Source organism: Vibrio sp. 1641, from assembly GCF_033339995.1.
In the GTDB taxonomy this organism is placed as follows: domain Bacteria; phylum Pseudomonadota; class Gammaproteobacteria; order Enterobacterales; family Vibrionaceae; genus Vibrio; species Vibrio alginolyticus.
Genome location: NZ_JAWOVP010000289.1, coordinates 1 through 618, shown reverse-complemented (window position 1 = coordinate 618; position 618 = coordinate 1). Strand labels below are relative to the sequence as shown.

Below are 618 nucleotides of genomic sequence, written 5' to 3'. Positions count from 1 at the left end.
GTGTATCGCTGGCATGAAAACTGGAAACAAGCGGACGATATCTATCAAGCATTGTTATCCAAAATGCCGGAAAACCCAGATGTTTGGCTGAACTTAGCCGACAATTACCGCGCGCAGCAACGTGAGCAAGAAGCGATTGATACATTGGATAAAGCGATTGAACGCCTTCCAGACAATGCCGCCCTGCATTATTCGAAATCTTTGACGCTCGTTCGTTTAAACGACAAAGAGCAAGCCGCAAATGAAATCGAAAAAGCGGCTAACATGGCGAAAAACAATAGTTATTTTTGGTATTTGAATGGTGTGCTACAAGAAGAGTTCAGTGTCGATAAGGCTGTGAAATCTTTTGAACAGGCTTACTTGATTTCAGGCGCGCCAGAGCAGCTGTACGCGGTTTGTGATATCTATATTCGTTACGATAATCCGAAAACGGATGAATGCTTGGCGGAACTAGAAAAAGTCGCACCAAGCTATGTGATTGACCAGCTAAAACAGAAAAGAGCGCTGACTTCTGCAAAGCCTAAAAGCTAGTCAATCCGCATTTCATCTTCTTTTCGCGCGGTGACGTAACACACTGCAAATGGCACATTAAGGCGAGAAAACTCTTTGATCCAACGC

General features: G+C 44.2%; 1 protein-coding gene. It reads left to right on the top strand.

Going from position 1 to position 618, the window contains the following annotated elements; all coding sequences use genetic code 11:
• Nucleotides 1-531: tetratricopeptide repeat protein (locus R7Z47_RS25580; protein ID WP_318130859.1), on the top strand; the 531-nt coding region annotated here is incomplete at its 5' end.
• Nucleotides 532-618: the final 87 nt, after the last annotated feature.